Here is a 454-nt window from a genome sequence, read left to right as displayed (position 1 = left end):
GGCATCGAGAATGCCATCATTGCGATTGCGCTCGCCGCCTGGCCACCGATCGCCCGCCTTGCCCGTGCGGAAACCCTGTCGATCCGCAAGTCGGACTATATTGCTGCCGTGCGGCTGCAGGGAGCCTCGCCGTTGCGCATCATCCTTGGCCATGTCGTGCCGATGTGCATCCCCTCCGTCGTGGTGCGCCTCACGCTCAACATGGCSGCGATCATCCTCACCGCGGCGGGGCTCGGYTTCCTCGGCCTCGGYGCGCAGCCGCCAAGCCCGGAATGGGGCGCSATGCTGGCWTCSGGCCGSGAGTTCATTCTGACCAATGGCTGGATCGCGGCCATTCCCGGTMYCGCCATCCTSRTCACCAGCCTSGCCTTCAACCTCTTCGGTGATGGCCTGCGCGATATCCTGGATCCGCGTCATGGCTAAGCCGCTGCTCGAGGTCGAGGACCTCTTCGTG

At 65.4% G+C, this 454-nt stretch carries 1 protein-coding gene; it reads left to right on the top strand.

The features are described from left to right. Window positions 1-423 (top strand): ABC transporter permease (locus tag AB4Y92_RS25810; protein WP_441822210.1); only part of this gene is annotated, 423 nt, incomplete at its 5' end. Window positions 424-454 lie beyond the last annotated feature (31 nt).

This window comes from Lysobacter sp. TAB13, from assembly GCF_052113885.1.
Classification (GTDB): domain Bacteria; phylum Pseudomonadota; class Gammaproteobacteria; order Xanthomonadales; family Xanthomonadaceae; genus Lysobacter; species Lysobacter gummosus.
The sequence above is the reverse complement of the archived record's forward strand: the minus strand, read 5'-3'. Positions and strand labels throughout refer to the sequence as shown.